This is a genomic window from Niveispirillum fermenti (assembly GCF_048066175.1).
GTDB classification, from domain to species: Bacteria; Pseudomonadota; Alphaproteobacteria; order Azospirillales; family Azospirillaceae; genus Niveispirillum; species Niveispirillum fermenti.
Genome location: NZ_JBLTXA010000003.1, coordinates 14,039 through 35,434, shown reverse-complemented (window position 1 = coordinate 35,434; position 21,396 = coordinate 14,039). Strand labels below are relative to the sequence as shown.

Genomic DNA, 21,396 nt, shown 5'->3' with positions numbered 1-21,396 from the left:
CGAGCTGCAGACTGGAAATCAGCCCAGCGCCTTCACCATGGTCGAACCCAGGCTGGCCGGGCTTTCGGAAACATGGATACCGGCGGCGCGCATGGCCTCCACCTTGAACTCGGCGGTGTCGTTACCGCCGGAGATCACGGCGCCGGCATGGCCCATGCGGCGACCCGGAGGAGCCGTGCGGCCGGCGATGAAGCCGACGACCGGCTTCTTCAGGCCCGACGCCTTGATATACTCCGCACCGTTCACCTCAGCGTCACCACCGATCTCGCCGATCATGATGATACCTTCGGTTTCCGGGTCCTTGGCAAACATCTCCAGCGCGTCCACGAAGTTCGTGCCGTTGACCGGATCGCCGCCGATGCCGATGCAGGTGGTCTGGCCCAGGCCGGCGGCCGTCGTCTGCGCCACCGCCTCATAGGTCAGCGTGCCGGAACGGGACACGATGCCGATCTTGCCACGCTTGTGGATGTGGCCTGGCATGATGCCGATCTTGCACTCGTCCGGGGTGATGACGCCGGGGCAGTTCGGGCCGATCAGGCGCGTACCGCTATTGGCCAGGGCACGCTTGACGCGGACCATGTCCAGCACCGGGATGCCCTCGGTGATGCAGACCACCAGCGGCAGTTCGGCATCGATGGCTTCCAGGATGGCGTCGGCCGCGAACGGCGGCGGCACATAGATGACCGAGGCGTTGGCACCGGTCTTGAGCACCGCGTCGGCCACGGTGTCGAACACGGGCAGGTCCAGATGCTTGGAACCGCCCTTGCCGGGGGTCACACCGCCGACCATCTTGGTGCCATAGGCGATGGCCTGTTCGGAATGGAAGGTCCCCTGCGCGCCGGTGAAGCCCTGGCAGATGACCTTGGTGTCTTTATTGACGAGAACGGCCATGTTACGCGGCCTCCTTCACGGCCTTGACGATCTTCTCGGCGGCGTCGGCCAGGTTGTCGGCCGACAGGATCGGCAGACCGCTTTCGGCCAGGATCTTCTTGCCGAGATCGACATTCGTGCCTTCCAGGCGGACAACCAGCGGAACATGCAGGGACACTTCACGTGCGGCAGCGACAACGCCCTCCGCGATGACGTCGCAGCGCATGATGCCGCCGAAAATGTTGACCAGGATGCCTTCCACGTTCGGATCGGACAGGATCAGCTTGAAGGCGATCGTCACGCGCTCCTTGGTGGCACCGCCGCCGACATCCAGGAAGTTGGCCGGCTCGCCGCCATACAGCTTGATGATGTCCATGGTGGCCATGGCCAGGCCGGCACCGTTCACCATGCAGCCGATGTTGCCATCCAGCTTCACATAGTTCAGGCCGTGCTTGGTGGCTTCCGTCTCCGAGGCTTCTTCTTCGGTCGGGTCGCGCAGTTCCTCCACTTCCGGGTGGCGGTACAGCGCGTTGTCGTCGAAGTTGACCTTGGCGTCGAGCGCGATCACCTCACCAGCACCGGTCACGACCAGCGGGTTGATCTCGACCATGCTCATGTCCAGATCCACGAACGCCTTGTACATGGCGGTCATGAACTTGGCGGCGGCATTGACCTGCTTGCCTTCCAGGCCCAGGGCAAAGGCGACCTTGCGGGCATGATAGCCCTGCAGGCCCTCCACCGGATCGATGGCGACCTTGGTGATCTTTTCCGGGTGGCTGTGGGCCACTTCCTCGATCTCCATCCCGCCTTCGGTGGAAGCGACGATGGTGACGCGGGAAGAGCCGCGGTCCAGCAGCATGGACAGGTACAGCTCACGCTTGATGTCCGCACCTTCCTCGATATAGAGGCGGGCGACTTCCTTGCCGTCCGGACCGGTCTGCTTGGTGACCAGAACCTGGCCCAGCATGGCGGCGGCGTTGGACTGCACGTCCTCCACGCTCTTGACGACGCGGACGCCGCCCTTGCCATTCGGGTCATTCTGGAAGCGGCCGGCGCCACGGCCGCCCGCATGGATCTGCGACTTCACCACCCAGATGGGGCCACCCAGCTCGGTGGCGACCTTGGCGGCTTCTTCCGGCGTATAGGCCACGCCGCCACGCGGCACCGCGACGCCGTACTTCTTCAGCAGGCTCTTGGCCTGGTACTCATGGATATTCATCGCTCAGCCGTCTTGCTCTGGATGGGAGACGGGCCGGCCAGACGGGGATCCGCCGGGCCGCGCGCCGGGTTGATCCCCGCGCGGGCCGCACTTTAGCACTATGCCGACCGGGATCAACCATCCAAAGGTCCCCCATGGCCGCAGCGGAGGCCCGGCGCCGGCCGCCCCCCGCCTGTCCGAACAGCGGTAAGGAAGCCCGCAAACCCTTGCATCGCAACACGCTGTGCCGCAAGTGCGACATAACCCAATGGCACCACGCAAGGGTGCCATGTAATGAGGACAATCCCGTTACCGACAGGCATGATGGCCGGCAGACAGGATGTCCGGCCCCGGAGGGGAGCCGGACTTTCCCGATGCCCCAGATCAGCCGCCCGGGTCAGCCGCCCCGGCTCTTGTAGGCCTTGAGCTGGCGGTTGAAGGCGGCCGCCAGACGCTCCATCCTTTCGGTCGATTTGTTGTAGCTGTCGATATCCATCTTTCCACGGCGTCCTTCCGCGGTCAGACAGGCCTGGTACTCCTCCGTCGCTGCGATGTAGGCCTTCACCTGCTGCACCGCCTGCCCCATCTCGGCCTCCGTGGCGGTCGAGCCGTCGGGCAGGCTGGGCGGTTCACCCTGCTCGCAGGCGGCGAACGCCGCCGGCACGAACAGGCAGGAGACAAAGGTCGTGATCAGGATTGCTTTCTTCATGATTGGACACCCCCAGACAATAAAAATTCAGGAAACTTCCAATCTCATCCCGCAAGAAGAATGGAATTTTCGTTCCCACTGCTGTTTTATTGGGTGCCGCGTTATCCCCAATTGACTAATTATTAGGCTTATCTGCCCTATCTCCCTAAACCTGCCGGAAGGATAGGTTCATCTGGAGTAATCGTCAATTCCAACGGCCGGGAAAGGGTTCTTGCAGACATTGCATCCGGCAGCGCCATGACCGATCAGCCGGCAGTCCACCCGGCACTGCAAAAGCAAGAGCCCGCGCCGGTTCCCGGCGCGGGCTCTTTTCTTGACGCCCCGGAAGACCCGATGACGACGATCAGCCGTTGCGGGCCTTGAAGGTCTTGAGCTGCTTGTTGAAGTCGGCAGCCAGCGCCTCCATGCGGGCGGCGGAGCGGTTATAGGCATCCACATCCACCTTGCCGCCGCGGCCGGCAGCCTCAAGGCACGCCTGGTATTCCTCGGTCGCCACGATATAGGCCTTAACGGCCTTCATCGTATCTGCCATCTGCGCCTCGGTCGCGGTGGAACCGTCAACCAGCACGGGCGGAGCCCCCTGATCGCAGCTCTGCGCCATGGCGGTGCCGGCGGTGAGGGAGAGAAGGGCGACGGAGAACAGCACGGCGGTCTTCATTGGAGATCCTTTTTCCTTCCGGTCACGGAATGGGTGATGGTGGGGGATTCTGCGATAGATAAAGACGGTGATCACAGTTCCGGGGCAGGCGTCCTTCCCCATTCCAGCGGCTGGGGACGTTTATTATTTGATGGATGCACAGCATAGAATGCCACCATCCATCAAAGAGACTTCGGATTAACCGGATTGCCCCTCTGAAAGCCGATGGCTTCTGTCCATGCGCCCCCGACACATACCTTATTATTCAGGCTTTCGGCGTCGTGCGCGGACTATAGGGGTCACGAGTAAGCGAATGGTTAACAACGGAAACCAAAACTATACTTTGGGCGTGCGGCAATGCAGACCAGTGTTGCAACGGCCTCAAGGGGAAGCAAGGGAATGGCCTCGCTTCATTTGAGCAGGATTTATTGTGTATTTTGCGGAAATTATCAGTAAAGGCCATCAAACGCACGATCACACCATGGATCATTGCCTGTGCCCCCTGGCGCGATCCCTGCACCCCCGATACCCATCCGGAAAATTCCACATGATTTCAGAATCATGCAGGCCCTGTCTTTCGGGGTTGTCCTCACCCCGGCACCGGGCACCGGAAGGCCATGACAAGCGCCCCGTCCTGAGAGCCAGGCCCCGACCTCTCGCCAGGGTGACGGAATGAAACCATTCGCAGGCCGGAAGTAAAAAAACCCCGCGTAGCCATCGCTGTGCGGGGTTTTCAGGCCGGATGACCCTGCCCCGCGGATGCGGGACAGGGGGAAACCGGATCAGCCTTCGGCCGAAACCTTGGCGGTGACGTCCACCAGGGTCTTCACGGCGTCGACGGACTTGTCGAAATTGGCCTTCTCCTCATCGGACAGGTCGATCTGGATGATCTTCTCCACGCCCTTGGCGCCGATGATGGTCGGCACGCCGATATAGAGACCGTCGACGCCATACTCGCCGGACAGCTTGGCAGCCACCGGCAGGACGCGCTTCTTGTCCTTCAGATAGCTCTCAGCCATGGCGATGGCGGAAGCGGCCGGGGCGTAGAAGGCGGAGCCGGTCTTCAGCAGACCGACGATCTCCGCACCGCCGTCACGGGTACGCTGCACGATCTTGTCCAGCTTCTCCTGCGTGGTCCAGCCCATCTTCACCAGATCGGGCAGCGGGATGCCGGCGACGGTGGAATAACGGACCGACGGCACCATCGTGTCGCCATGGCCGCCCAGCACGAAGGCCGTCACGTCTTCGACCGACACGCCGAATTCTTCGGCCAGGAACCAGCGGAAGCGGGCGCTGTCCAGCACGCCGGCCATGCCGACCACCTTCTCCGCCGGCAGGCCGGAGACCTGCTGGAACAGGCCGACCATGGCGTCCAGCGGGTTGGTGATGACGATGACGAAGGCGTTCGGGGCGTGTTCCTTGACGCCGGCAGCCACGGCCTTGATGACCTTGGCGTTGATGCCGACCAGATCGTCACGGCTCATGCCCGGCTTGCGCGGCACGCCGGCGGTGATGATCACAACATCGGCGCCGGCGATGTCGGCATAATCCGACGTGCCCGAGTAACCGGCATCGAAACCGGCGACCGGCGACAGTTCGGCAATGTCCAGCGCCTTGCCCTTGGCAACGCCCGCGAAGTCGGGGATGTCGAGCAGGATGATGTCACCCAGCTCCTTCTGGCCAGCCAGCAGGGCCAGCGTGCCACCGATCTGGCCGGCGCCGATCAGCGCGATCTTCTTGCGTGCCATGGGAATTTCCCTTCGATTTGGTTCGGGTCAGGAAACAAGATTACGTTTGGAACATCCGAGCCGCGCTCATCATTAGCTGCAATGCGGGATGACCCTGGGCGGCGTCATTAGCCTGAAACAGCCGTTCGGGCAAGCCGACAAGGGTCGTGGGTGCGGGGTGGCTGGTCAGCGCCTGACGCAAGGCGTGTATGCAGAAGGTGCCGTCGGCCGGGATTTCAGGCCCTGACCGGCATGGTTGATGACGCAGATTGCTTGCGCGCCCGCTCTTCGCCTCCACCGCAGGCGAAGGCTGGCACTAAGCAGATTTTCCGAACGCCGCCCACAGATGGGCGGGCTCGGAAAATCTGCTAACCATGGAGTCGGCAGGTTCCTCCAGGCCGGGCCATGTGTGGCCCGATCTGGAGGAACCTGCTTAGCCCGTCCCCACCAGCAGCTTCACATCGATGCCCAGCAGGGTGACGCTCTCCGTCCGCGCGCCCAGCGCCCGATAGAACAGGCCAGCGCGGACATTGGCGGGCCGTGCGTGCCAGCAGATCCAGGACAGGCCCTGGTCCAGCGCCATCCGCCCTGCCGCGGCCATCAGGGCGCGGCCCACGCCAAGCCGGCGCGATCCCGGCTCCACATAGATATTTTCCAGCATCATGCCGCCGGTGGCGGTCTGGCTGTCATAGCCAGGGGTGAGCAAGACCATGCCGGCAATGCGGTCCCCGCATTCCGCCACCAGACAGCGGAACAGCGCATCCTCCCCGAACCCCTGGCGGCGGAATTTCGCCGGGGTCAGGGCGGGCGGGTCCATGCCTTCCTCTGCCGACAGCGCGGCGACGAAGGCGCAAACAAGATCGGCGTCCGCCGGGGTGGCCCGACGGACGCCGATCTGTCTCTTCACGATGGCCGTCACGGTTCCGCGATCAGGCGGTCGCCAGCTTGTCCATCTCACGCAGGATGCTGTCGGCCATGACGGAGGTGGAAACCCTGGCCATGCCCGGCTGCATGATGTCGCCCGTGCGCAGCCCCGTGGACAGCACATTCTCCACGGCCTGTTCCAGGATGTCGGCTTCGGCCTGCAGGTCGAAGGACCAGCGGAGCGCCATGGCGAAGGACAGGAACATGGCGATGGGGTTGGCCAGGTCGCGGCCGGCAATGTCCGGGGCCGAACCATGCACCGGCTCATACAGGGCCTTGCGCTTGCCGTCGGCATCGGTCGCCCCCAGCGAGGCGCTGGGCAGCATCCCGATGGAACCGGTCAGCATCGAGGCCTCGTCCGACAGGATGTCGCCGAACAGGTTGTCGGTGACGATCACGTCGAACTGCTTGGGATTGCGCACCAGCTGCATGGCGGCCGCATCGGCCAGCATGTGGGACAGTTCCACATCCTGATATTCGGCCTTGTGCAGGGCGATCACCTCCTGCCGCCACAGCAGGCCCGACTCCATGACATTGCCCTTCTCCGAAGAGCAGACCTTGTTGGAGCGCTTGCGGGCCAGTTCAAACGCCACACGGGCCACGCGGTGGATCTCGTGCGTGTCATAGACCTGGGTGTTGATGCCCCGGCGCTCGCCGTTGGGCAGGTCGGAAATGCCGCGCGGCTCCCCGAAATAGATGCCGCCCGTCAGTTCGCGCACGATCATGATGTCCAGCCCGCGCACCACGTCGGGTTTCAGCGTGGACGCATCGACCAGCGCGTCGAACACCTTGGCCGGACGCAGGTTGGCGAACAGCTCCATTTCCTTGCGCAGGCGCAGCAACCCTGCCTCCGGGCGCTTGTCGAAGCCCAGATTGTCCCATTTCGGTCCGCCCACGGCGGCCAGCAGCACGGCATCCACGGCCAGCGCACGGGCCATGGTCTCGTCCGTCAGCGGCGTGCCATGCGCGTCGTAGGAACAGCCGCCGACCAGGCCTTCCTCAACCTGGAACTCGATGCCGCGCTTGCGGGCATACCAGTCGATGACGCGGCGGACCTGACGCATGACCTCGGGGCCGATGCCGTCGCCCGGCAGCAGGAGGAGCGAACGCTTCGTCGACATCGAAATACCTCTGTATGTTTTCTTGGGCGATGGCGGCCGGTCGGGCACGCCTTGCGTTGATAAACCGATCCCGCGTCCGCCGCCAGGGGGCGCCGGGCACGGGATCGGGAATTTCCCTTCGCGGATCGCGACCGAAGACGCCGATCAGGAGGCCCAGAGCCAGGGCTGCCCGTCCTTCGACTTGCCCTCGAAGGCGTCGATGGCATCGGCATTGCGCAGGGTCAGGCCGATATCGTCCCAGCCGTTCAGCAGGCACTGGCGGCGGAACGGCTCCACGTCGAAACCGATCTTCTCCCCGTCGGGCAGGGTGATCTGCTGCGCTTCCAGGTCCACCGTGAAGACGGCGTTGGCGCCATTGTCGGCGGCCCCCATCAGCTTGTCGACCAGTTCGGTCGGCAGGCGGATGGGCAGGATGCCATTCTTGAAGCAGTTGTTGAAGAAGATGTCGGCGAAGCTGGGGGCGATGATGCAGCGGATGCCGAAATCGGCCAGCGCCCACGGCGCATGCTCACGGCTGGAGCCGCAGCCGAAATTGTCACCGGCGATCAGGATCCTGGCCTGGCGATAGGCCTGCTTGTTCAGGACGAAGTCGGGAATTTCCTCCCCGTCCTTCAGGCGCATCGAGGCGAACAGGCCGGCACCCAGGCCCGTGCGCTTGATCGTCTTCAGATAGTCGGCCGGGATGATCATATCCGTATCGACATTCATCAGACGCAGCGGGGCGGCGACGCCGGTAAGCTGAACAAACTTCTCCATGGGACTACCCGACCGAAAAGGGGATCAAACGGCCTCTGTTTTGCCACGTCGCTCCCGCACTGCGCAATACATGATCGTCGGAAGGCTGCCCTGCGACAGAAGCTTGCGTGAAACACCCGGCACGGCGGGGTTCGACCTTGGCGGGGATGGCAGAGCCCGGCCATCGACATTATCTTCAATGATCAAGAAGGACGAAAATGTCGAGGGAGGGATAGGCGCCATGCGTGTGTTCCGCATCATCCTGCCCGCCAGCCCGATCGGGGCCGCGGCGGATTTCTATAAGTCGCTGCTGGGCCAACCCGGAAGGCGCGTGTCCGCCGGGCGGCATTATTTCGACCTCGGCCAGATGGTGCTGGCCTGTTACGACCCCGTTGCCGATGGCGACACCGGGCCGGCGACACCCCTGCCCGAGCCCGTCTACCTGGCCGTGCATGACCTGGCGGCCTTCCATGCCAGGGCAGTGGCGGCGGGCGCCGTGCTGGCACAGGATGGCGCCATCGCCGTCCGTCCCTGGGGGGAGCGCAGCTTCTATTGCCGCGACCCGTTCGGCAACCCGCTCTGCTTCGTGGCGGCGGGAACGGAATTCACGGGCCTGTGAGCACCTGCCCTGATCCGGCATCCCCCAAGGTCATGAAGCATGACATGGGGGGGGAGCGCGCCAGCCGGCGCGGATTCCGGGGACCAGGATTTCCCGACCCGGTATCATACCAGGGGCATGAATTTATGACTGATGCTCCTGGTATAGGCCGGCGACTGCCGGCCCGGCGCTTGAGGTGCCGAAAACCTTGACCATCGGTCAAGATTTTCGGCCGCTGCTATCAGTCGGCATAAACCCCGGCGGCCGTGATCAGGGGGCGCCAGCGCTCGATCTCCGCGGCCAGGAAATCGCCCAGGGCCTTGGGCGTGGCGCGGTCCTCGGCCACGGGCTCGGTCCCCAGCTCGCCGAAGCGCTGCTTCACGAGATCATCCTTCAGCGCCACCTTCAGCGCGTCGGACAGTTTGCCCGTCACCGCATCCGGTGTGCCCTTCGGCGCGTAGATGCCGTGCCAGACGGCCACCTGCACGCCCGGCAGCCCGGCTTCCCGCGTCGTCGGCAGGTCCGGCAGGGAGGGCACGCGGGTCGCCGTCGTGACGGCATAGGCCTTTACCGCCCCGCCCTTGATCTGGCCGGTCGTGTTGGTCGTCTGGTCGCACAGCATGTCCACCTGGCTGCCGACCAGATCATTCATGGCGGGTCCGGTGCCCTTGTATGGCACCGTGGTCAGCGGCGTGCCCAGCGCCTGCATGAACAGCATGCCGCACAGGTGCGAGGCGGCGCCGACCCCGGCATTGGCCAGCGTCACCTTGTCGGGGTTGGCCTTCACATAGGCCACCAGTTCGGCCAGGTCCCTGGCCGGGAAATCCTTGCGCGCCACGATGGCCATGGGCACGTCGGTCACCAGCCCGACCGGCGCGAAATCGGTCAGGGCGTTATAGGGCAGCCGGCGATAGAGCGTGGCGGACGTCGCCTGTCCGATATGGTGCAGCAGGATCGTGTATCCGTCGGGCGACGCCTTGGCGACGCGGGCCGCCCCGATGGTACCGCCGGCCCCGCCGACATTCTCCACCAGCACCTGCTGGCCCAGGGTACGGCTCATCGATTGCGCCACCAGGCGGGCCACGGTATCGGTCGGGCCGCCGGCCGAGAAGGGCACGACCATGGTGATGGGCCGCGTCGGATAATCCTGCGCGGCAGCGGGACCAAGTCCGGCCAGCAGCGCGGCCGCGAGGATGATGGACCTGAAACGCATGGGGGACCTCCCTTTATGGTTCGATATGGTTGTTCGGCATGCCGGCCCGCCATTGCCGGCCGGCATCATCCTCAATCCTCCTCGTGGAACACCTCCTCCCGCCGGCGACGGACGGCCGGCAGCAACACGATGGCCAACAGAAGCAGGGTGAGGACCAGCAAGGTCGCCGACAGCGGGCGGCTGACGAAGATCATCGGGTCGCCGCGCGCGATCAGGAAGGAACGGCGCAGGTTCTCTTCCATCAGCGGGCCCAGCACGAAGGCCAGCAGCAGGGGGGCCGGCTCGAACCCGTGTTTCAGCAGGAAATAGCCGATGAGCCCGAACAGCGCGACCAGCATCACCTCCACGCCCGAGGAATTGATGGAATAGACCCCGATGCAACAGAACATCAGGATGGCCGGAAACAGCAGCCGGTAGGGCACCTGCAGAAGTTTCACCCAGACGCCGACCAGCGGCAGATTGATGATGACCAGCATGGCATTGCCGATCCACATGCTGGCGATCATGCCCCAGAAAAGGGTCGGGTTTTCGTTCATGACCTGCGGGCCCGGCACGATCCCCTGGATGGTCATGGCACCGACCATCATGGCCATCACGGCATTGGGCGGGATGCCCAGCGTCAGCAGCGGGATGAAACTGGTCTGCGCCCCGGCATTGTTGGCGCTTTCCGGCCCGGCCACACCCTCGATGGCACCCCGGCCGAACCGCTGCGGCTCCCGCGCCAGCTTCTTTTCCAGGGTATAGCTGGCATAGGGTGCCAGGACCGCGCCGTTGCCCGGCAGGATGCCCAGCACCGACCCCAGGCCCGTCCCGCGCAGCACGGCGGGGAAGCTCTGCCGCAGGTCGGCCAGCGTCGGCATCAAACCCCTGATCTTCGCCTGCACCACGGACCGGTCCTGGGTCTTTTCCAGGTTGCGCAGGATCTCCGCCACGCCGAACAGGCCCACGGCCAGGGTCGTGAAATTGATGCCCTCCGCCATCTCCGCGATGCCGAAGGTCATGCGCTGTTCCCCCGTCTCGATATCCGATCCCACGCAGCCCAGCAGCAGGCCGACGATGATCATGGAAACAGCCTTGACCACCGAGCCGGACGCCAGGACCGTGGCCCCGACCAGCCCCAGCAGCATCAGCGCGAAATATTCCGGCGGGCCGAAATTCTGTGCAAACGCCGCCAGCAACGGCCCGAACAGCGCGACGACGAAGGTGGCGACACAGCCCGCGAAGAAGGAGCCGAGCGCCGCGATGGCCAGGGCGGGACCGGCGCGGCCCTGCCGCGCCATCTGGTGCCCGTCCAGCGTCGTGACGACGGACGAGGTCTCCCCCGGCATGTTGACCAGGATGGCCGTGGTGCTGCCGCCATACTGCGCGCCATAATAGATGCCAGCCAGCATGATCAGCGCACCCAGCGGGTCCAGATAGAAGGTGATGGGCAGCAGGATGGCGATGGTGGCGATGGGGCCCAGCCCCGGCAGCACGCCGATCAGCGTGCCCACCAGCACCCCCACGAAGCACAGGCCCAGATTGATGGGCGTGGCGGCGGCGCCAAATCCCATGGCGAGGTTGGAGAAGACGTTATCCATGCGTCACGTCCGCGGCCACAGGGGGAAGGGCAGACCCAGCAGCAGCACGAACAGCCCGACCGCGAAAAGGATCAGGACCACGCTGACCACCAGCAATTCACGCCAGCGCGTATCGTCGGACGCCAGTGCCGCCACGCCGAACAGCAGGGCGGAGGCAGCCACCAGGCCCAGGGGCCGGATGGCCAGCCCGAAGGCCACGATGCCCCCCAGCAGCGGCAACGCCTGGCGCCAGTGCAGCCGGTCCAGCGGTGGCCCGTCCAGAACCAGCGACCGGCCCGCGATGACCAGCCCCAGAAGCCCTGTCAGCCCGGCCAGCACGATCGGGAAATAGCCCGGCCCCATGCGCGACGCCGTGCCCATGCGCAAATCGCCGATTTGGGAAAAGGCCAGGATGGAGACAAGCACCAGGGCGATCCCGCCCACGAGATCCTGGGGGCTACGCACACGCATGGCATGCCCCCCTGCGGACAAGGAAACGCGCGACCCCGGGATATCGCATCCGTCCGTCCCTCCCCTATGCTGTTCCCCGGTCTCGGGTCCGGATCGGGCCACGCGCCGGGGTTGAAGGGCATTCATGCCCACATGAACAGTAATCTTCCTGCCAACGGCCCGCAACGGCCGGTGCGGGCATCAGGACTTTGGTCGATGCGGCCCGGCGACATCCAGCCACAGGCGGGGATCGTTCAGCGGTGTCTCCTCCGGCAGGTCGGGATTGGCCAGGTGAAGGACGCGGGCGCCGCGATACCGCCCCAGGGGGAAGATCATGGATGTGGCAGGGTGCTGCTCCAGAAACCGGCGCAGGCCGCCATCGGCCACCATCCGTTCCAGCCCCAGTGTCAGGCGCCGGGCCAACTCCGCGCGCTGCGGCGCCACGAACAGGTACATGGGCAGCGGATAGGACAGCAACAGCCGGTCATAGACCATGACGCCGGGATCACCCACCGCCCGGACCTCGCTGTCGATCTCGTTGATGCCGCGCGGCAGATAATCGCAACGCCCGTCATAAAGGGCCGGATAGGCCAGATCGATCCATTCGAACTCCACCACCCGCAGGCCGGCGGCGCGCAGCACGGCGGTGTCGGGCCAATAGGCGCCCTGGCAGGCCTTCAGCCGGCCCAGTTCCTCCAGGCTGGTGATGGCATCGAATTCCGCCTTGCGGTCGGCCCGGATCACCAGCGCACGCTGGCCGGTCAGCCCCATGTCCAGCGGAATGCGGATGGGTGTGGCCAACGCCTCCCGCTGGCGGCTGGTCGTCGTCCACAGAAGATCGAGTCGCCCGTGGGCCAGAAGTGCCAGCAGCCGGGCCTGCGGCACGTCACCCGGCACCCTTTCCAGGGTGGCGGGACCAAACTCCGCCTGCGTGCGGTGGAATATCTCCTCGATCAGATCGATATAATAGGAGCGGACATTGGCCCCGGCCGGCGAGGCATTATGCTCGATCCGGTAGACGTTCGGGGCCACAGGTTCCGCCATGGCCCCTGCCTGAAACAACAGCGAACCCGTCAGCAAGCCCGCCAAAGACAGCCCCGCCAAAGACAGCAGCGTGGCCAACCGCCAGCGCATGGCGCCTCCTACCCCCGGGGCGGTATTCGCTTATTGTCCGTGGATGCTGGACCCACCGCCCGTGCCAGGACAACAGGTCACCTGTTTTCCGGCGTGATGGCAAGCGGGAAAACACCTATCCCAACAGCAGCACCAGACGCAGATCGGGCCGCGCTTCCACCGCCAGGGTCACCTGTGTCAGGCGCAGCAGGCCCTGATCCGGGTGCAGGAACAGACGTTCCCCACCCTCCCGCCCGCGGATATCGGCGCCTGTCCAGCCGGCGGCGAATTCGGGGCTGCGCTCCCGCAGTTCGCCCACCAGCGCGGCCAGGGACCCATCCGCCAGGTGGCGGCCATGATCGGCGCGGAATTCGGCCAGCACGCGCGCCGTGCGGGCCGGCCAATCCACCAGCAGGCGCCGCGCCACCGGGTCCAGGAACAGAAAGCGAAGCTGGTTGTGCGGGCCCGGCCGATCCAGCCAGCCGGCGAACAGGTCCGCTGCCCCCCGGTTCCAGGCCAGCATGTCATAACGATGGTTGAGGACATAGCAGGGAGCCTGCTGGCCATCGACCGCCTGGCGCAGCAGCGGCAACAGGGCCGCATCGGTATCGGCCGGACCGGGTTCGCGCGGGTCGCGCCGGCCGGAAAGCTGGAACAGATAGGCGCGTTCCGCCGCCGCCAGGCGCAGCGCACGGGCCAGCCGGTCCAGCGCCTGGGAAGAGGCCTGGATGTCGCGTCCCTGTTCCAGCTAGGTCAGCCAGGTGGGGCTGATCCCGGCCAGCATCGCCACCTCTTCCCGCCGCAGGCCCGGTGCGCGACGGCGGCCCAGGCTGCCGATGCCCACGGCGGCCGGGTCCAGCCGTGCCCGCCTTTCCCGCAGGAAAAGCCCCAGCAGACGCCGCTGCGCCGTGGCGGCATCCCGGCCATCATTCAGAAGAACAGGGGGCGTGTTCATGGTGGTATTCATACCAGGATAACTACTTATCTTGTACCAGTTTGGTGAGGATGCCAGCCTTATACCAGCGGCCGAAAATCTTGATCGATGGTCAAGGTTTCGGCACCTCAATCGCCAGCGCCGCCGTACCAGATCCCCGATGGAGCGTCACCCGATGTCAGCCGCAGCCGCCACCGTCAGCCAGCATGACCTTGTCGTCCGGCAGTTTGCGCCGCGCGCCGCCGCCTATGCCAGCAGCCCCACCCATGCAAGCGGCCCGGACCTGACGGATTTCCAATCCCTTCTGCGCATCGCGCCGGCCGACCGGATGCTGGATCTGGGCTGTGGCGGCGGGCATGCCAGCTTCCATGCCGCCGCCTTCGCCGACCATATCGTGGCCTATGACCTGTCGCGCGCCATGCTGGACGTGGTGGCGGCCGGCGCCGTCGAACGCGGCCTGTGCAACATCGCCACACGTCAGGGGCGGGCAGAGGAACTGCCCTTTGCGGATGGCAGCTTCGATCTGGTGGTCAGCCGCTACAGCGCGCATCACTGGCGCGACGTGCCCCGGTCGCTGGCAGAGGCGGTGCGGGTGCTGCGGCCCGGCGGGCGCTGCATCATCATGGATGTCTTCGCCCCGGCCGATCCGCTGCTGGACAGCCACCTGCAAACCATTGAAATGGTGCGCGACCCCAGCCATGTCCGTAATTACAGCCTGGCCGAATGGCGGCACATGCTGACCGGCGCCGGGCTGGTGCCGCAGGCGCCGCAGACCTACCGGCTGCCCATCGCCTTTGAAAGCTGGATGGAAAGGATCGGCACACCCACCGCCCACCGCCCGGCCCTTGCCAGCCTTCAGGCCGGTGCCGCCCCGGAGGTGAAGGACCATTTCGCCATCCAGCCCGACGGCAGTTTCCGGCTGGACACCATGCTGATCCAGGCAAGGCGCGGCTGATCCGCCGGGGCCCGGTGAGTTCTGATCCCCGGGGCTGGTATTATACCAGCCCATCCAGCCCGCGCTTCAGGTCGGCGATCAGGTCGTCGGGGTCTTCCAGGCCCACCGACAGGCGGATGGTCCCGGGGCCGATGCCCAATGTCTCCTTCTCCTCCACCGTCAGGCGCTGATGGGTGGTGGTGGCGGGGTGGGTCGCCAGGCTTTTGCTGTCGCCCAGATTGTTGGAAATCTTGATGATCCGCAGCGCGTTCAGGGTGGCGAAGGCAGCCGCCTTGGCGTCGCCGCCGGCGGGCTTCAGGTGGAAGCAGATCAGGTTGCTGCCACCGGCCATCTGCCGCCGCAGCAATGCACGCTGCGGGTGGCTGTCCAGTCCGGCATAAAGCACGCGCGCCACGGCCGGGTGCCCTTCCAGGAACGTGGCAACCTTCAGGGCGGCGGCCTGCTGCGCCTTCACCCGCAGTTCCAGCGTCTCCAGCCCCTTCAGCAGGGTCCAGGCGTTGAACGGGCTCATGGCGGGGCCGGTATGGCGCAGATAGGGCGCCAGCAGCGCCGCCACCGTGTCGTCACACAGGATGGCGCCGCCCAGGCAGCGTCCCTGCCCATCGATATGCTTGGTGGCCGAATAGACGACGACATCGACCCCGAACCGGTTCGGCTTCTGCAGAACGGGCGTGGCGAACACATTGTCGACGACGACGCGGGCCCCGGCCTTATGCGCCAGCGGCACGACATGTTCCAGGTCCACCACGTCCAGGCAGGGGTTGCTGGGGGTTTCCAGGAACACAAGGTCGGTCGGCACCGACAGGGCTTTCTCCCATTCCTCCGGCTTCGTGCCGTCGATGATGACGCTTTCGATCCCGAACCGCCGGGCGATGTCGGACACGATGTAAAGACAGGAGCCGAACAGCGCGCGGCTGGCCACCAGCCGGTCACCGGCCTTCAGCAGGCCGATGACGGCGGCATGCACGGCCGCCATGCCGGACGCCGTGGCAAAGCAGCGGGGATACCCCTCATACTGCGCCAGCCTGTCCTCGAACATGGCGACCGTGGGGTTGCGGAAGCGGGAATAGACGAAGCGCGATCCGTCATTGGCAAAGGCCGCCTCGGCCGCCTCCGCACTGCCATAAACATAACCCGAAGTAAGGAAGATGGCCTCGCTCGTCTCCTCGAACTGGCTGCGGCGCGTGCCGCCATGCACCAGCAGGGTCGCGGGGTTCACATCATCGGGCAGATCACTCATCGCCATGTTCCTTCCAGACTTGCCTAAAGGCCGGCTTCCAGCGGCCCCGACCGTTCGATCGAGGCCCTGTTCCCGTCCGTATCCGGCATCTGGTTCATGGCATCGACCTTTTAGCAGTTTCTTTAACGTGGTCTGCAATCCGGTCACCAAATCACCACGTGGGCTTGGTTAAATCCCTCCCGCCCCTGCTTGTCAAGCCGTCCGGTTGCGGCCGGGCCGGCGCTGGCGCCAACCCTGTCATCCGCCCCGGTCGGGTTCAGTACCAGGGCTGGGCCAGCCCTTCCTGTTCGAACGCGCGGCGCACGGGCGGCAGGGCGGCGATGCGGGCGGCAAGCACGCCCAGGTTGGGCAGGCTGCGCGGCGGGCGGGCGAAATTGCGGCCCCAGCGGATCATCATCAGCAGCATTAAATCCACGATGGTCGGCCCCTCGCCCACCATCCATTCCCGACCGTCAAGGGCCTGCTCCAGCAGGTCGAACATCTCCCCCAGCCGGGTTTCGGCCGCCTGGCGGACGCTGCCGGCCAGGGCGGGGTCGGCCACCTGGCGCTCGGGATAATAGTAGGCCAGATATGTCGCCTGCACCGTATTGGTCAGATGGATCAGCCATTGATAGGCCAGGGCCCGGTCCCGCGTGCCCGGCGCCGGCATCAGCGCGGCTTCCGGGTGCCGGTCGGCCAGATGCAGCAGGATGGCCGCCGTCTCGAACAGGGGCTGGTCGTCATGGACCAGGGTCGGGATGCGGCCCGTGGGGTTCAGCCGGCGATAGGCTTCGTTGTGCTGTTCGCCCGCACCGGTATCGACGCGGATCAGTTCATAGGGAACGCCAATGGCCTCCAGCGCCATGTGCGGGGCCAGGTTGGCCATACCGGGATTCCAGTAAAGCTTGTACATCGTCACATCTTCCGGGTTGGAAAGGGGCGGACCGGTTTTTACCTTATGCTTGGCAGCCTTCAACGAATGAAGGCTGCGGTGGCGGTCGGCACCATGCGGGGAACGGGCATTGGCGGCAATGGCGAAGAGCGGGCGCGGCAGGATCGGCAGGGTCGCGCTCTGGCTGGGGGTGGTTCTGCTGGCGCTGGCCGGCTTCTGCGTGACCTGGGTGCTGGCCTATGCGGTCGTTCCCGTGCCGGGCACGCCGCTGATGGTCATCCGCGCCATCCAGGGCCAGGAATGGCACCATGAATGGCGCCCCGTGGAACGGATCAGCCCCCATCTGGTCCGTGCCGTCATCGCCGCGGAGGACAGCCGGTTCTGCGCCCATGGCGGCCTGGACATGGACGCCATCGAGCGGGCGCTGGAACGTAACCAGTCGGGCGGGCGCCTGCGTGGCGGCAGCACGATCAGCCAGCAGGTCGCCAAGAACGCCTTCCTGTGGCCCGACCGCTCCTGGCTGCGCAAGGGGGTGGAACTGGGCTTCACGCTGCTGGTGGAGACCTTCTGGTCCAAGCGGCGCATCCTGGAGGTCTATCTGAACATCGTGGAATGGGCGCCGGGCGTCTATGGCGCCGAGGCGGCGGCCCGTCACTGGTTCGGCAAGGGGGCCGATGCGCTGACGACGCGCGAGGCCGCCCTGCTGGCCGCCATCCTGCCCAGCCCGCGCCAGTGGAAGGCCGACCCGCCCGGACCCTATGTCGCGTCGCGGGCCGGCACGCTGATGCAGCGCATGGCGATCGTCCGTCGCGATGCGCTGGATGATTGCGTCCTCTGACAGGCGCAAGGACGGCGTTCTGAGTTGAGCGCGGGGGCGGGCGCCCAGCCTACAGCCAGCCGCGCTTGCGGAAATACCAGAGCGGCCCCACCGCCGACAGCACCATCAGCAGCAGCGCCAGCGGATAGCCGAGCGTCCAGTCCAGTTCGGGCATATGGTGAAAGTTCATGCCATAGATGCTGGCGACCAGCGTCGGCGGCAGAAAGGCCACGGACGCGACGGAGAAAATCTTGATGATGTTCGTCTGCTGGATATTGATCACGCCCAGCGTGGCATCCAGCAGGAAATTCGTCTGCATGGCCTGGAAGGCCGCATGTTCGACCAGCGAATGCACGTCGCGGCCGATGGTCTTCAGCCGCGCCTTCTGGTCCTTGGCCATGCGCGGCCCGGCGACGGTCGTGGCGAAGGCCACCAGCCGTTCCAGGCCGGCCAGGCTGTCGCGTACCTTCTGGGTCAGGTCGCCGGCCCGGCCGATGGCGGTGATGACCGCGCGCATGGACACGGTGGTGGGCGGGCGGCGGCGGGTATGTTCGCGGGCCACCGCCTGCCGGCGCTGTACCACCCCGCCATCACGCCCCACCAGCGGTTCCACCACCCGGTCCTCGTGATCGGCGAAGATGCGGTGCGACAGCCGGTCCAGGTCGGCCGTCACCCGTTCCAGCACGTCGGCCGCGCGGTCCACGACCGCTTCCAGCAACCCCAGGAACGCCTCCAGCGGCGAGGTGACCAGTTCCACCTGCCGCTGGGCGCGGGCCGCGAAGATGGTGAACCACAGGGGTTCGGCATGCCGGATCGTCACCAGCAGCGACGGCGCCACCACAAAGGTCAGAAGCCCGCGTTCCAGCGGCCCCGTGGATGAGCGCACGATCACGGGCGTAGTCATGAAGGCCACCTCCCCCTCGGTATAGAGGCGGGAGGAGGTTTCGATCTCGCTGATATCCTCCTGCGTCGGCAGGTCGACCGACAGCAGGGTGGAAACGGTCAGCCGCTCCGTCTCGTCCGGATACAGCATGTCCAGCCAGATCGTCCCCGACGGCACGGGCTCGCCGGGGTCCAGGGCCTGGGCCCGCAGGCCCGTGCCATCACGGACATAGACCGTGATCAAAGACCGATCCCGGCGGGCACCGGCACGCCGGCCGCGCGGCAGGCGGCCGTCACCGTGTTGGACAGCAGGCAGGCGATGGTCATCGGCCCCACGCCGCCGGGCACCGGCGTGATGGCGCCGGCCACCGACGCCGCCTCGGCATAGGCGACATCACCGACGATCCGGGTCTTGCCGGCCGCCGCCGCCGCCGGGTCACGCGCGGGCACGCGGTTGACGCCCACATCGATGACGACCGCCCCCTCCTTGATCCAGTCGCCCTTCACCATTTCCGGCCGGCCGACGGCGGCCACCAGGATATCCGCCTCCCGGCAGATGGCGGGCAGGTCGCGCGTGCGGGAATGGGCGATGGTGACGGTGCAATCGGCCTGAAGCAGCAACTGCGCCATGGGCTTGCCCACGATGTTGGACCGGCCGATGACGACGGCGTGCAGGCCGCGCAGGTCCCCGACCGTGTCCTTCAGCAACAGCATGCAGCCCAGAGGCGTGCAGGGCACCTGCGACGGCAGGCCGATGGACAGCCGCCCGGCATTAATGACGTGGAACCCATCCACATCCTTGGCCGGATCGATGGCGGCCAGCACGGTCTGGCTGTCGATATGGGCCGGCAGGGGCAGTTGCACCAGGATGCCGTGGATCGAGGGGTCGTTGTTCAACTGGTTGACCAGACGCAGCAGATCCTCCTGGCTGGTGGCCGCGTCCAGGCGGTGGGTGACGGAATGCATCCCCGCCTCGCGCGTCTGCTCCCCCTTGCTGCGCACATAGATGGCGCTGGCCGGGTCTTCCCCCACCAGCACGACGGCCAGGCCGGGGACCAGCGCATGCGCCGTGCGCAACTGGTCCACCGCCGTTGCGATTCGTGCCCGCAAGCCGGCCGCAAAGCCCTTGCCGTCGATGATGCGTGCCTCGGCCATGCCCGGTTCCCCTTCGATCCTGTCGACGTTACAGCCCGCCCAGCCAGTCCGACAGCCGGGTCATCAGGGCCTCTGTTTCGCCGGCAACGAATAATATCTTTGACCGGTCGGTGCCACCCGCGACGACGCTGATGCTGCTTTTCGGAATTCGCCACGCTTTGGCCAGCAGCCCGATGATGGCGGCATTGGCCTTGCCATCCTCCGGCACGGCCGTGACCGATATTTTCACCTGCATCCTGTCATCCGCACCGGGGGCCATCCCCTGCACGGCGTTGCGGCTGGCCCTGGGTGCCGCCCGCACGAACAGCCGGACGCCGCCGGCCGCACCTTCCAGGGCCGGCTTCATCCCTTACAACAGCCCGTAATTCAGGATCAGCCGCTGCACGAACATGATGATCAGGATCAGGACCACGGGCGACAGGTCGATGCCGCCCAGATTGGGCAGGACGTTGCGGATGGGGCGCAGCGCCGGTTCCGTCAGGCGGTAGAGGATGTCGGAGATGGTATAGACCACGCGATTATGCGTGTTGATGACGTTGAAGGCGATCAGCCAGGACAGGATGGCCGAGATGATCAGAACCCAGACATAAAGGTCCAGCACCACATAGAGGATTTCGACGATGGTGCGCAGCAGCGGGTCCATGATTTTTCCGGATCTGGTGGACGGTATCGGCAACAGGCGCCTTGTGCTGTGGAACGTAATGTCGCCACCTGTCCCTGTCCACCCCCCATCCGGGCCCCGCCGCCCTGGAACGGACCCATGCGCGGGCCCCATGCACGGGACGGAACCCTGGGGCGCAATGCCGCGCTTGACAGGGGCCGGCCCGATCAGCATTATCCGCGCCACTTCAGGGGCCCGGTTGACTTGTCGTTTCGGGCAACGATGGTGTGGGGCCGTAGCTCAGCTGGGAGAGCGACGCGTTCGCAATGCGTAGGTCGGGAGTTCGATCCTCCTCGGCTCCACCATTCCTCCTTCATATCCGTTTCGTTCGACAGGCTGCGGGCTTTGCCGCTCCGCCACCTTCCTGCGCCCTGATGTCTCCCGTACCCTGGTTTCATTTCCCGTTTCCGGCTGGTGACGTATCCCGGCGGGGCGGGTAAGGTTGGGCATGCCGACTGAAATCCGCCATATCCTGTTCAGCAATGACGAGGTGATCCGCGCCGTGGTGGAATATCACCGCCGTGCCGGCAACCCCATGCCGTCGGGCAGCGTCATCCGGATGGAGGTGATGGCCGACCCCGTGCGCTGTGCGCTGCATGTCGGGCAGGATGACGGGGCGCGTCAGGTGCATTGGGTGGACAATCCCACGCTGGCCGCCTGCCTGATCTTCTTCTGCATCAACCAGCGCATCCCGCTGCCGACCAAATCGGCCAAGCAGTTGCACATGATGAACGACAAGATCACCCTTGTCGTCCACAAGAGCGCCCAGAACGAACGCGGCGGCACCCGCGTGGCGTGACGGATCGCGCACGGCCGCGGTCGCGGCCGCCAGGATTTCCACTGTCTCCCGATGGGAAATGAAAATGGCCGGCGGCGGCCCGCCGCCTCGCCCCGGAGCGGGCTTTGTTGCGCCCGTACCGTCGCCCCCGGCGGCCAGACACGGCCGGACACGGCCAGGGTGACACCTATCGACAATAGGACTTTCTATCGTTTTAATTGTTGTACTTAAAAAGATATTCGCGCAATT

General features: G+C 65.7%; 24 protein-coding genes, 1 tRNA gene and 1 riboswitch. Of the genes, 5 read left to right on the top strand and 20 right to left on the bottom strand.

Annotated elements, in window-relative coordinates:
- Positions 1-18: 18 nt before the first annotated feature.
- From sucD to leuD, 8 genes are all read right to left on the bottom strand, one after another.
- Positions 19-891, bottom strand: coding sequence for a succinate--CoA ligase subunit alpha (sucD, locus tag ACM9LZ_RS03670; RefSeq protein WP_416573306.1), 873 nt, complete (start codon positions 889-891; stop codon positions 19-21).
- A gap of 1 nt (position 892) precedes the next feature.
- Complete coding sequence (sucC, locus tag ACM9LZ_RS03665) at positions 893-2,089, bottom strand: ADP-forming succinate--CoA ligase subunit beta (protein ID WP_416617988.1); 1,197 nt, start codon at positions 2,087-2,089, stop codon at positions 893-895.
- Positions 2,090-2,465: 376 nt separating this feature from the next.
- Entirely contained in the window at positions 2,466-2,777 is a 312-nt protein-coding gene (locus ACM9LZ_RS03660; protein ID WP_416617987.1) for a hypothetical protein, read from the bottom strand.
- A gap of 343 nt (positions 2,778-3,120) precedes the next feature.
- A complete protein-coding gene (locus ACM9LZ_RS03655) occupies positions 3,121-3,435 on the bottom strand; it encodes a hypothetical protein (RefSeq protein ID WP_416617986.1) in 315 nt (104 codons plus the stop codon).
- A 761-nt stretch (positions 3,436-4,196) separates the two neighbouring features.
- On the bottom strand, positions 4,197-5,162 hold the full coding sequence (mdh, locus tag ACM9LZ_RS03650) for a malate dehydrogenase (protein WP_416617985.1): 966 nt from the start codon (positions 5,160-5,162) through the stop codon (positions 4,197-4,199).
- A gap of 412 nt (positions 5,163-5,574) precedes the next feature.
- The gene (locus ACM9LZ_RS03645; protein ID WP_416617984.1) at positions 5,575-6,048 is read right to left on the bottom strand and encodes a GNAT family N-acetyltransferase; all 474 of its coding nucleotides are present in this window, start codon (positions 6,046-6,048) and stop codon (positions 5,575-5,577) included.
- A 22-nt stretch (positions 6,049-6,070) separates the two neighbouring features.
- Positions 6,071-7,186, bottom strand: coding sequence for a 3-isopropylmalate dehydrogenase (gene leuB / locus ACM9LZ_RS03640; protein WP_416617983.1), 1,116 nt, complete (start codon positions 7,184-7,186; stop codon positions 6,071-6,073).
- A gap of 144 nt (positions 7,187-7,330) precedes the next feature.
- Positions 7,331-7,942: a 3-isopropylmalate dehydratase small subunit gene (leuD, locus tag ACM9LZ_RS03635; RefSeq protein ID WP_416617982.1), complete on the bottom strand. Its 612-nt coding sequence runs from the start codon at positions 7,940-7,942 to the stop codon at positions 7,331-7,333.
- Positions 7,943-8,162: 220 nt separating this feature from the next.
- On the opposite strand from leuD, the gene ACM9LZ_RS03630 reads away from it, so the two are divergent.
- Entirely contained in the window at positions 8,163-8,540 is a 378-nt protein-coding gene (locus ACM9LZ_RS03630; RefSeq protein ID WP_416617981.1) for a VOC family protein, read from the top strand.
- 220 nt (positions 8,541-8,760) lie between these two features.
- Here the strand turns inward: ACM9LZ_RS03630 and ACM9LZ_RS03625 are convergent, their stop codons facing one another.
- The 6 genes from ACM9LZ_RS03625 to ACM9LZ_RS03600 all read right to left on the bottom strand — a co-directional run bounded on the left by ACM9LZ_RS03625 (position 8,761) and on the right by ACM9LZ_RS03600 (position 13,809).
- Positions 8,761-9,732 carry a tripartite tricarboxylate transporter substrate-binding protein gene (locus ACM9LZ_RS03625; protein WP_416617980.1) on the bottom strand — a complete coding sequence of 324 codons (972 nt, stop codon included), beginning with the start codon at positions 9,730-9,732 and terminating at the stop codon, positions 8,761-8,763.
- 71 nt (positions 9,733-9,803) lie between these two features.
- Positions 9,804-11,312 carry a tripartite tricarboxylate transporter permease gene (locus ACM9LZ_RS03620; RefSeq protein ID WP_416617979.1) on the bottom strand — a complete coding sequence of 503 codons (1,509 nt, stop codon included), beginning with the start codon at positions 11,310-11,312 and terminating at the stop codon, positions 9,804-9,806.
- A gap of 3 nt (positions 11,313-11,315) precedes the next feature.
- Positions 11,316-11,762 (bottom strand): tripartite tricarboxylate transporter TctB family protein, encoded by a 447-nt coding sequence (locus ACM9LZ_RS03615; RefSeq protein WP_416617978.1) that lies wholly within the window; start codon positions 11,760-11,762, stop codon positions 11,316-11,318.
- 180 nt (positions 11,763-11,942) lie between these two features.
- Complete coding sequence (locus tag ACM9LZ_RS03610) at positions 11,943-12,875, bottom strand: substrate-binding periplasmic protein (RefSeq protein ID WP_416617977.1); 933 nt, start codon at positions 12,873-12,875, stop codon at positions 11,943-11,945.
- Positions 12,876-12,990: 115 nt separating this feature from the next.
- Positions 12,991-13,446: an MmyB family transcriptional regulator gene (locus ACM9LZ_RS03605; RefSeq protein ID WP_416617976.1), complete on the bottom strand. Its 456-nt coding sequence runs from the start codon at positions 13,444-13,446 to the stop codon at positions 12,991-12,993.
- Between the two features lie 156 nt (positions 13,447-13,602).
- Positions 13,603-13,809 (bottom strand): hypothetical protein, encoded by a 207-nt coding sequence (locus tag ACM9LZ_RS03600; protein ID WP_416617975.1) that lies wholly within the window; start codon positions 13,807-13,809, stop codon positions 13,603-13,605.
- Between the two features lie 154 nt (positions 13,810-13,963).
- Here ACM9LZ_RS03600 and ACM9LZ_RS03595 point away from each other — a divergent pair, with 154 nt between their 5' ends.
- Complete coding sequence (locus ACM9LZ_RS03595; RefSeq protein ID WP_416617974.1) at positions 13,964-14,743, top strand: class I SAM-dependent methyltransferase; 780 nt, start codon at positions 13,964-13,966, stop codon at positions 14,741-14,743.
- A gap of 40 nt (positions 14,744-14,783) precedes the next feature.
- Here ACM9LZ_RS03595 and metZ read toward each other — a convergent pair whose 3' ends face one another.
- Both metZ and ACM9LZ_RS03585 read right to left on the bottom strand, forming a co-directional pair.
- Positions 14,784-15,989 (bottom strand): O-succinylhomoserine sulfhydrylase, encoded by a 1,206-nt coding sequence (metZ, locus tag ACM9LZ_RS03590; protein ID WP_416617973.1) that lies wholly within the window; start codon positions 15,987-15,989, stop codon positions 14,784-14,786.
- Positions 15,990-16,073: 84 nt separating this feature from the next.
- Positions 16,074-16,151, bottom strand: a riboswitch (SAM riboswitch).
- Positions 16,152-16,239: 88 nt separating this feature from the next.
- A complete protein-coding gene (locus ACM9LZ_RS03585; protein WP_416617972.1) occupies positions 16,240-16,875 on the bottom strand; it encodes a glutathione S-transferase family protein in 636 nt (211 codons plus the stop codon).
- A gap of 118 nt (positions 16,876-16,993) precedes the next feature.
- Here ACM9LZ_RS03585 and mtgA point away from each other — a divergent pair, with 118 nt between their 5' ends.
- A complete protein-coding gene (gene mtgA, locus ACM9LZ_RS03580; protein ID WP_416617971.1) occupies positions 16,994-17,692 on the top strand; it encodes a monofunctional biosynthetic peptidoglycan transglycosylase in 699 nt (232 codons plus the stop codon).
- A gap of 49 nt (positions 17,693-17,741) precedes the next feature.
- Here mtgA and ACM9LZ_RS03575 read toward each other — a convergent pair whose 3' ends face one another.
- The 4 genes from ACM9LZ_RS03575 to ACM9LZ_RS03560 are packed head-to-tail and all read right to left on the bottom strand — an operon-like array spanning position 17,742 to position 20,351.
- Complete coding sequence (locus tag ACM9LZ_RS03575) at positions 17,742-18,797, bottom strand: magnesium transporter CorA family protein (RefSeq protein WP_416617970.1); 1,056 nt, start codon at positions 18,795-18,797, stop codon at positions 17,742-17,744.
- Positions 18,794-19,708 (bottom strand): bifunctional methylenetetrahydrofolate dehydrogenase/methenyltetrahydrofolate cyclohydrolase FolD, encoded by a 915-nt coding sequence (gene folD, locus ACM9LZ_RS03570; protein WP_416617969.1) that lies wholly within the window; start codon positions 19,706-19,708, stop codon positions 18,794-18,796. Before folD ends, ACM9LZ_RS03575 begins: the two co-directional genes overlap by 4 nt.
- A gap of 28 nt (positions 19,709-19,736) precedes the next feature.
- A complete protein-coding gene (locus ACM9LZ_RS03565) occupies positions 19,737-20,054 on the bottom strand; it encodes a DUF167 domain-containing protein (protein WP_416617968.1) in 318 nt (105 codons plus the stop codon).
- Positions 20,055-20,057: 3 nt separating this feature from the next.
- Positions 20,058-20,351 (bottom strand): YggT family protein, encoded by a 294-nt coding sequence (locus tag ACM9LZ_RS03560; RefSeq protein ID WP_416617967.1) that lies wholly within the window; start codon positions 20,349-20,351, stop codon positions 20,058-20,060.
- A 247-nt stretch (positions 20,352-20,598) separates the two neighbouring features.
- Here ACM9LZ_RS03560 and ACM9LZ_RS03555 point away from each other — a divergent pair.
- Positions 20,599-20,674, top strand: a tRNA-Ala gene (locus ACM9LZ_RS03555).
- 143 nt (positions 20,675-20,817) lie between these two features.
- On the top strand, positions 20,818-21,168 hold the full coding sequence (locus ACM9LZ_RS03550; protein WP_416617966.1) for a hypothetical protein: 351 nt from the start codon (positions 20,818-20,820) through the stop codon (positions 21,166-21,168).
- Positions 21,169-21,396: the final 228 nt, after the last annotated feature.

What these genes read in the sequence shown, in the direction of transcription:
- sucD (WP_416573306.1), bottom strand. Translation starts at nt 891, where the DNA reads ATGGCCGTTCTCGTCAATAAAGACACCAAGGTCATCTGCCAGGGCTTC.
- sucC (WP_416617988.1), bottom strand. Translation starts at nt 2,089, where the DNA reads ATGAATATCCATGAGTACCAGGCCAAGAGCCTGCTGAAGAAGTACGGC.
- ACM9LZ_RS03660 (WP_416617987.1), bottom strand. Translation starts at nt 2,777, where the DNA reads ATGAAGAAAGCAATCCTGATCACGACCTTTGTCTCCTGCCTGTTCGTG.
- ACM9LZ_RS03655 (WP_416617986.1), bottom strand. Translation starts at nt 3,435, where the DNA reads ATGAAGACCGCCGTGCTGTTCTCCGTCGCCCTTCTCTCCCTCACCGCC.
- mdh (WP_416617985.1), bottom strand. Translation starts at nt 5,162, where the DNA reads ATGGCACGCAAGAAGATCGCGCTGATCGGCGCCGGCCAGATCGGTGGC.
- leuB (WP_416617983.1), bottom strand. Translation starts at nt 7,186, where the DNA reads ATGTCGACGAAGCGTTCGCTCCTCCTGCTGCCGGGCGACGGCATCGGC.
- leuD (WP_416617982.1), bottom strand. Translation starts at nt 7,942, where the DNA reads ATGGAGAAGTTTGTTCAGCTTACCGGCGTCGCCGCCCCGCTGCGTCTG.
- ACM9LZ_RS03630 (WP_416617981.1), top strand. Translation starts at nt 8,163, where the DNA reads ATGCGTGTGTTCCGCATCATCCTGCCCGCCAGCCCGATCGGGGCCGCG.
- ACM9LZ_RS03625 (WP_416617980.1), bottom strand. Translation starts at nt 9,732, where the DNA reads ATGCGTTTCAGGTCCATCATCCTCGCGGCCGCGCTGCTGGCCGGACTT.
- ACM9LZ_RS03620 (WP_416617979.1), bottom strand. Translation starts at nt 11,312, where the DNA reads ATGGATAACGTCTTCTCCAACCTCGCCATGGGATTTGGCGCCGCCGCC.
- ACM9LZ_RS03615 (WP_416617978.1), bottom strand. Translation starts at nt 11,762, where the DNA reads ATGCGTGTGCGTAGCCCCCAGGATCTCGTGGGCGGGATCGCCCTGGTG.
- ACM9LZ_RS03610 (WP_416617977.1), bottom strand. Translation starts at nt 12,875, where the DNA reads ATGCGCTGGCGGTTGGCCACGCTGCTGTCTTTGGCGGGGCTGTCTTTG.
- ACM9LZ_RS03600 (WP_416617975.1), bottom strand. Translation starts at nt 13,809, where the DNA reads ATGAACACGCCCCCTGTTCTTCTGAATGATGGCCGGGATGCCGCCACG.
- ACM9LZ_RS03595 (WP_416617974.1), top strand. Translation starts at nt 13,964, where the DNA reads ATGTCAGCCGCAGCCGCCACCGTCAGCCAGCATGACCTTGTCGTCCGG.
- metZ (WP_416617973.1), bottom strand. Translation starts at nt 15,989, where the DNA reads ATGGCGATGAGTGATCTGCCCGATGATGTGAACCCCGCGACCCTGCTG.
- ACM9LZ_RS03585 (WP_416617972.1), bottom strand. Translation starts at nt 16,875, where the DNA reads ATGTACAAGCTTTACTGGAATCCCGGTATGGCCAACCTGGCCCCGCAC.
- mtgA (WP_416617971.1), top strand. Translation starts at nt 16,994, where the DNA reads ATGGCGAAGAGCGGGCGCGGCAGGATCGGCAGGGTCGCGCTCTGGCTG.
- folD (WP_416617969.1), bottom strand. Translation starts at nt 19,708, where the DNA reads ATGGCCGAGGCACGCATCATCGACGGCAAGGGCTTTGCGGCCGGCTTG.
- ACM9LZ_RS03565 (WP_416617968.1), bottom strand. Translation starts at nt 20,054, where the DNA reads ATGAAGCCGGCCCTGGAAGGTGCGGCCGGCGGCGTCCGGCTGTTCGTG.
- ACM9LZ_RS03560 (WP_416617967.1), bottom strand. Translation starts at nt 20,351, where the DNA reads ATGGACCCGCTGCTGCGCACCATCGTCGAAATCCTCTATGTGGTGCTG.
- ACM9LZ_RS03550 (WP_416617966.1), top strand. Translation starts at nt 20,818, where the DNA reads ATGCCGACTGAAATCCGCCATATCCTGTTCAGCAATGACGAGGTGATC.